The sequence below is a fragment of the Agriterribacter sp. genome (genome assembly GCF_035444585.1).
In the GTDB taxonomy this organism is placed as follows: domain Bacteria; phylum Bacteroidota; class Bacteroidia; order Chitinophagales; family Chitinophagaceae; genus Agriterribacter.
This window is the reverse complement of sequence record NZ_DAOMOZ010000233.1, coordinates 1-7,065: the sequence shown is the minus strand read 5'-3', so window position 1 is coordinate 7,065 and position 7,065 is coordinate 1. Positions and strand designations below refer to the sequence as shown.

Annotated in this window: 7 protein-coding genes; 4 read left to right on the top strand and 3 right to left on the bottom strand. The window is 44.2% G+C overall.

What is annotated here, in order from left to right:
• The 3 genes from PLH26_RS18585 to PLH26_RS18575 form a co-directional block, all read left to right on the top strand.
• Window positions 1-755 (top strand): vWA domain-containing protein (locus tag PLH26_RS18585; RefSeq protein ID WP_324587528.1); only part of this gene is annotated, 755 nt, incomplete at its 5' end.
• A gap of 73 nt (window positions 756-828) precedes the next feature.
• Entirely contained in the window at window positions 829-2,364 is a 1,536-nt protein-coding gene (locus tag PLH26_RS18580; protein WP_324587527.1) for a sigma 54-interacting transcriptional regulator, read from the top strand.
• A gap of 397 nt (window positions 2,365-2,761) precedes the next feature.
• Window positions 2,762-3,163, top strand: a complete 402-nt coding sequence (locus PLH26_RS18575) for a VOC family protein (protein ID WP_324587526.1) — start codon at window positions 2,762-2,764, stop codon at window positions 3,161-3,163.
• A 228-nt stretch (window positions 3,164-3,391) separates the two neighbouring features.
• Here the strand turns inward: PLH26_RS18575 and murB are convergent, their stop codons facing one another.
• Window positions 3,392-4,429: a UDP-N-acetylmuramate dehydrogenase gene (gene murB, locus PLH26_RS18570; protein WP_324587525.1), complete on the bottom strand. Its 1,038-nt coding sequence runs from the start codon at window positions 4,427-4,429 to the stop codon at window positions 3,392-3,394.
• 32 nt (window positions 4,430-4,461) lie between these two features.
• Here murB and PLH26_RS18565 point away from each other — a divergent pair, with 32 nt between their 5' ends.
• Window positions 4,462-5,124 (top strand): NAD(P)H-binding protein, encoded by a 663-nt coding sequence (locus tag PLH26_RS18565; protein WP_324587524.1) that lies wholly within the window; start codon window positions 4,462-4,464, stop codon window positions 5,122-5,124.
• Between the two features lie 212 nt (window positions 5,125-5,336).
• On the opposite strand, the gene PLH26_RS18560 is transcribed toward PLH26_RS18565, so the two are convergent.
• Together PLH26_RS18560 and PLH26_RS18555 are read right to left on the bottom strand one after the other, a co-directional pair.
• The gene (locus PLH26_RS18560; RefSeq protein ID WP_324587523.1) at window positions 5,337-5,831 is read right to left on the bottom strand and encodes a hypothetical protein; all 495 of its coding nucleotides are present in this window, start codon (window positions 5,829-5,831) and stop codon (window positions 5,337-5,339) included.
• Window positions 5,832-6,223: 392 nt separating this feature from the next.
• Window positions 6,224-7,065: Gfo/Idh/MocA family protein (locus tag PLH26_RS18555; protein WP_324587522.1), on the bottom strand; the 842-nt coding region annotated here is incomplete at its 5' end.

Genomic DNA, 7,065 nt, shown 5'->3' with positions numbered 1-7,065 from the left:
TTAAACCGGGCCAGGGCGATGAGATCAATCCCGAAACCCGGCCTTTCCAGTTTGGCGATATGCTGGAGCAGATTGATTTTGTGAGCTCCATCCGCAACGCGCAGATCAATCATGGCATAGACCAGTTGCAACTGCGGGAAGACGACCTGGAGATCAGGGAAACGGATTTTAAGTCGCAAACCTCCACGGTGCTGATGATAGATATTTCGCATTCGATGATCCTGTATGGAGAAGACCGCATTACACCGGCTAAAAAAGTAGCGATGGCACTCAGCGAGCTCATCACCACTAAATACCCTAAAGACACACTGGATATTGTAGTATTCGGCAATGACGCATGGCCCATTGAAATTAAAGATATTCCTTACCTGCAGGTGGGACCCTATCATACCAATACCGTGGCAGGACTGGAACTGGCTATGGATATTTTACGGCGGCGGAAAAATCCCAACAAGCAGATATTCATGATCACCGACGGCAAACCAACCTGCCTTAAATCGGGCAAACGGTATTATAAAAACAGCTTCGGCTTAGACAGAAAGATCATTAACCGCTGCATCAATCTTGCAGCACAGTGCAAAAAAATAAAGATCCCGATCACAACTTTCATGATCGCCACCGACCCCTACCTGCAGCGCTTTGTAACGGAATTTACGGAAACCAATAACGGCAAAGCATTTTTTGCAGCGCTGGATAATTTGGGTGCATTTGTATTCAGGGATTTTGAGAACGGGAAACAAAAAACAGTGTATTAAAAAACAGCGGAACGTTCATTGCTCTCCCTGGAGAGACAATGCAAAACGGTTCTGTTTAAAAGCATTAAAAAAAATGAGTAAGACCATATTACCGGCAACCTTAGGCGAATTAAAAAAATCAGGACACAAAAGCAAGGGAATTAAAGATGAGATGAGGGATAACCTTATCCTGAAATTAAAGCAGGGCGATCCCACCTTTCCGGGTATTGTTGGATATGAAGAAAGTGTAATACCCGATACGGAAAGAGCCATCCTGTCGCGCCACAATATTTTATTCCTCGGTTTGCGCGGACAGGCAAAAACACGCATGGCACGCCAGATGATCGAATTGTTAGACGAATACATCCCGGTTATAGCAGGCAGTGAAACCAATGATGACCCGCTGCACCCGCTTTCGCGGCACGCACAGGAGCTGATCGCTGAAAAAGGAGATGCCACACCTGTTGCATGGCTGCACCGCAGCGAACGCTATGGCGAAAAGCTGGCCACACCCGATGTGAGCGTTGCCGACCTGATAGGCGATATAGACCCGATAAAAGCCGCCAACCTGAAGCTGGCTTTTGCCGACGAAAGAGTGATCCATTACGGCATCATTCCAAGAAGCAACAGGGGCATTTTTGTTATCAATGAACTGCCTGATCTGCAGGCAAGGATACAGGTTGCCCTGTTCAATATCCTCCAGGAAGGCGATATCCAGATACGCGGGTTTAAGCTGAGACTTCCCCTCGATATACTGTTTGTATTTACAGCTAACCCCGAAGACTACACGAACAGGGGCTCCATTGTAACACCATTAAAAGACCGCATAGAAAGCCAGATATTAACCCATTATCCGAAAAACATCGAAGATTCGCTCACCATTACCGAACAGGAAGCAGATATACTGCCGGTCCAGACAGATAAAGTAAAGATCAGCGACCTGGTAAAACGGCTCATAGAACAGGTAGCTTTTGAAGCAAGGATGAGTGAAATGGTAGACCAGAAGAGCGGTGTATCCGCACGCCTGCCCATTGCCGCATACGAAAATGCAGTGAGCGCAGCCGAAAGAAGGGCGATCATCAACAAGGAAAAAGAAACCCAGGTATGGATCTCCGATCTCACGGGTATAATACCTTCCGTTACAGGAAAAGTAGAGCTGGTATATGAAGGAGAGCAGGAAGGCCCCTACCAGGTAGCCTTCAATTTATTAGGCAAAGCCATCCGCACACAATTTGTACAGTATTTTCCCAGTCCCGACGCGTTAAAGAAAAAAAGAGCGCAGCAAAAGGAAACAGACAACCCGTACCGTTCCATTATAAACTGGTTCGACAAGGGGAATACACTGGACATATTGTTCAACGTGAAAGACAAAGAAAAAATTCAGCTGTTATATAAAGTAGACGGGCTGTACGGACTGGTGAAAAAAACTTTTCCGCATGCCAATGAAAAAGAAACGGCTTTGCTGATGGAACTGATCCTGCACGGCTTATCGTCGTACTCGCTGATCAGCAAAAAGGTATTAGACGGTAAAATTGAATTCAAAGACCTGATGGGCTCCATGCTCAATATGGGCAGGGAAGCATCATCTTTTGAAGACGAAGAGGGGTTTGAGCAGGAGGAAGGGTATTAAGAAGTTCCAGGGCACAAGTTACAAGGGCGCGGATAAAGGTTGAAGGTATAGGGTAAGACATAGCTATCAGCATTCGGTCGCAGGTAGGGTATTTCTGATTTGTTGATTTCTGATTTGTTGGTTCATCGTGTAGCCCGTCGGATTTCGGATCTTTAACTTCGGATTTCGTTTGGTTCCTGTCATTTAGCTTCCCGGTGCTTTCATTAATGTATACATGCCCTGTAAGCTGTTAGCTGTAACCCGACTCAAACACTCTGTAAAAAATGAACATTCGATTCAGACAAAGAAATTTTGACGACATAAGCGATCTGAAATTTTCAGCATTGAAACCCCGGGGCAATTCCAATCAATGCCGACAGGCGAAAAAAGGTATTGAGTTTATAACCCGACATATAAAATGCGACAAATTCAATTAATAGAAACCATACTTTACGTAAACGACCAACAAGCAAGTGCGGACTTTTACACAAAACTATTCCGACAAAATCCCGACTTAAATGTTCCGGGAATGACAGAATTTAAACTTGCAGAAAATTACAAATTAGGATTGATGCCAAATGAAGGAATTGCAAAAATACTTTTGGACAAAACACCACATCCAGACCAGGGAAACGAGATACCAAGATGCGAACTTTACTTTTACGTTGAAAACATCGAACTCGAATTTGACAACGCAATAAAAATGGGTGCTAAACTGATAAGCGAAATTGAAGACAAAGATTGGGGCGATAAAGTTTGCTATTTTGCCGACATTGACGGACACATAATTGCATTTGCAGAAAAGCTGAATAACAAATAAGTGGAAAAACAAAACGGGCTACAGCTCACAGGCAGGTCATACATGCGGGCACACCGAAAACATTCTTCAACTTCCGGTTCTTTGTTTTAGCTTTTGTTCAGGCTCACGAAATGCAATCAGCAAATTATATAACTTGTACAACAATTAAATAATCAACTTCAGTAGCCGGGCTGAACGGAATTCCATTATCCGCCAACCTGAAACCTGAAACCTGCAACCTGCGACCCTTCACACCACATTCACCTCCCTTTCCAACTGTACCCCAAATTTTTTGTGTACGCTGTGCAGGATCTCTTCGCTAAGGTCGTATATTCCTTTTCCTGTGGCACTGCCGTAATTCACCAGTACCAGGGCCTGGCTGGCATGCACGCCTGCATCGCCGCGGCGAAATCCTTTCCAGCCACATTGTTCTATAAGCCAGCCGGCCGCCAGCTTTACCAGGTCTTTGCCGCGGGCTGCAGACGAAGCATATTGCTTAACGGGATAATGTGGCATGGCAGGATACTTTTTCTGCAACGCATCAAATTGCTTTTTTGAAATTTCGGGGTTTTTAAAAAAACTGCCTGCATTGCCGGTTACGGCAGGATCGGGCAATTTGGATGAACGGATATTGATGACAGCCTGTGCAATGGATTGTATGCTTAATTCCTTCACTCCCATCCTTTCCAGTTCATGCTCAATAGCGCCATAGGAAGTATGAAATACGGGATGCCTGCGCAAACGGAAGGAAACATTCAGTATAACAAACCGGCCTTTATACTTTTTTTTGAATATGCTTTCCCGGTAGCCAAACGCGCAATCGCCGGTTGTAAAATTATACAGCTTCCGTTCGTGAATGTGAAAGGCGGTAAGACTATTGAACACTTCCTGCAACTCCACCCCGTAGGCTCCTATGTTTTGCATGGGCGCCGCACCCACATTGCCGGGGATCAAAGATAAATTCTCGAGCCCTGCCCATTGCCGCCGTATGCAGTACTGCACAAACCGGTGCCAGTTCTCCCCTGCACCTGCGCGCACATACACATAACTATCATCTTCTTTTACTTCCTCAACACCCATGATCTCATTCTTCAGTACCAGCCCTTTCACATCTTCTGTAAAAAGAATATTACTGCCGCCGCCGAGAATCATTTTTTTTAACCGGGGCTTTGCTTCAATCAGTTCACCCAGTTCATCAACATTTGTAAACCGCGAAAAATAATCTGCCTGCGCATCTATTCCAAAAGTGTTATATTGCCTGAGCGAAATGTTTTCCTGAATTTGCATATCCTATCTGTTCACTGCAAAATACAAAAAACATGCAAGCAAAAACAGCCGTGCTCCTCGGTGCAACAGGATTGATCGGTAATCATTTGTTACACTTTTTATTAGAGGATGATTATTTTACCACGATCAGGGTGCTGGTCAGAAAACCATTTGCTTTCATACACCCAAAGCTCGAAATACAGATCACCGATTTCAGCGATCATGATAACTTCCATAGTGCACTCGGAAGAGGGGATACTATTTTTTGCTGCATAGGCACCACGATGAAGAAAGTTAAGGGCGATAAAACGGTGTATCGCAGCATTGATTTTGATATACCGGTGCGTGCCGCGCAATGGGGCATAGATAACGGGTTCTCTCAATACCTCGTGGTATCCGCTATTGGCGCCAATGCCAGCTCTTCCAATTTTTATCTGCAGCTCAAAGGTAGCATGGAGGCTGCTATTCATGCTCTCCCCTACGCTTCGCTCCATATTTTCCGGCCATCGCTGCTGCTGGGTCCCCGCGAAGAAAAGAGGAAGGGAGAAAGACTGGCACAATCCATTATACCGGCACTGTCGTTTATGCTGGCGGGCTCATTAAAAAAATACCGGGCCATTAATGCTGCCGACGTAGCCAAAGCCATGCTTGCCGCAGCCAAATCGGACAAAACGGGTATAAACGTGCACGAATACAGGCAAATGAAAACGGCATAAACAATGGTGCATGTTTTGCTGCTGATCATTATAAGCAGCATCCGCCCTTTCAGATGTGTACTTTTTATAGGCGTTTAAAAATGTACGACCGTAGCCAGAGTTCGTCAACGAAATAACAAATATAATAGAACCAAAAGTTGACGAATGTTTTTCGTCTGCCCGCATTTTTGCCAGCCTGATATTGCGCACGGCTTTTCAACAAGCTTTAAAGACTAAGATGTAGTTAAGCCTTTCTCAAGTGTTTCAATAAAGTTAAGTGCAGCTTTAGCCAACTCATTATCCGGAAATTCCGCATTCAGCCGCTTATAGTATTCAATAGTTCGAATGTTGTCTCCTATTTGTCCATAGCAAAATGCAATATTATTTAAGTCAATTTCTCTGTAACACATTTTTGAAGATGAGAACATCATTAAACACCTGTATTTATCAAGCCAGGCATTTTTACTGAAAAAAAGATAACTCTTTCGGAAATGAACAATGGCAGTCCGGAATTGCCTTTTTTGCATAAGTTGCATAGCGGTTCTATGACTTAAGGGAATAAAGCGGCTCAGGCTATAATATATAGTCAAATATGTCAAGGCTCCATAAGTAAGAAAATATCTTGCACCTGCGAGAAAATAAATAAAAATTATCAGCCCCATTAGTACAAATTGCAGCATTAAATAGAAACTATTGACTTGCCTAGCAGCCGGTAACTTTGATGCCATTAAAGTAATTTTTGATCTGTTGGATGTTGAAAAAAGTTGTACACAACGTCTACGGCTTTGTGCAGGTGCGGAGTTTGAAATCCGTCTGCCGAAATACCGAAGGCCAATTTAAAGTAAAAAATACTGTATTCAGATAATTTCTGTTATGTTGTGGTCAACCGCCGACCGAAGCTTAAAATTGTGATTATCTGATTGTACTATATCCCGCCCCGATTGAGCCAAGCCTGTTATACGCCGTGACTTGTACCCCGCAGGAAAACGGGAGCTTAATATCAGCGACTTACTATTTTCCAATGTCGAACAGGATACCATCAATAAAAGGGCTGTTGCAAACGGTCTGTTGTAACCTATGAAAAATTTACAAAAGCTTGCCTATTCACCATTCACATCTCTCACTTATGCAGCTTCACTACCTCAATGGTATGATTCAACCTGCTTCTCTCGGCGGCAAAGGCCATCAGGTGGCTTACCACAGATACGTCAATGGTAGAAGAAAGGATTTGCGCATCCTGATGACCTACGGCCTGCACCCAGTCCTGCACCAGGCGATGATCACCTCCGCCATGGAAATCGGTTTTCAGGCTCCATGTGGTTTTTTGTCCCGTTCTGAAATCTGTAATGGTATAGGCTTCCATATCTCCAACAATATCACCTTTGGTTCCCATTATGCGGGTGCTTCTGCCTTCATAGGAAGTGAGTCCTTCCATTGAAAAGGCCGCAGTAATATTTTTTCCGAAACGCATATTAACTGTTAAATGATCGGGCTGATCATTATCCATCCGGTATACACACCGGCCGTAATCGGTTGTTTTCAGTTTCTTCAGAATGATATAATCCCAGTTGCGGCGCTGTTCGGGCAAATCAAAAACATACAATCGTTTCCTGTCGCGGTAATAGATCTGCAGGGCAGAAAAAGGGCAGGTATCTTCCACAGCGCAATTGTCCGTGCATCTTTCCGTGCTCCCTGCCGGTGCATTTTCCTTCGTAAATAACCGCAATCCTCCAAAACACTGCACATCTTCAACGGGTTCATCAATAAGCCATCGCAAAATGTCGGTATCGTGGCACGACTTTGCCAGGATAATGGGAGAAGATTTAGTACTGTTATGCCAGTTGCCACGTACATAAGAGTGCGCCATATGATCAAAACCGATGGGTTCCATATGCTGCACACTTACAATATCACCAATGGTTTTAGAAGTAATGATTTCTTGAAGCTGCTTGAAGTAAGGAG

Bases quoted from the DNA above. Each gene is read 5' to 3' on its own strand.
- PLH26_RS18580 (WP_324587527.1), top strand. From the start codon at position 829: ATGAGTAAGACCATATTACCGGCAACCTTAGGCGAATTAAAAAAATCA.
- PLH26_RS18575 (WP_324587526.1), top strand. From the start codon at position 2,762: ATGCGACAAATTCAATTAATAGAAACCATACTTTACGTAAACGACCAA.
- murB (WP_324587525.1), bottom strand. From the start codon at position 4,429: ATGCAAATTCAGGAAAACATTTCGCTCAGGCAATATAACACTTTTGGA.
- PLH26_RS18565 (WP_324587524.1), top strand. From the start codon at position 4,462: ATGCAAGCAAAAACAGCCGTGCTCCTCGGTGCAACAGGATTGATCGGT.
- PLH26_RS18560 (WP_324587523.1), bottom strand. From the start codon at position 5,831: ATGGCATCAAAGTTACCGGCTGCTAGGCAAGTCAATAGTTTCTATTTA.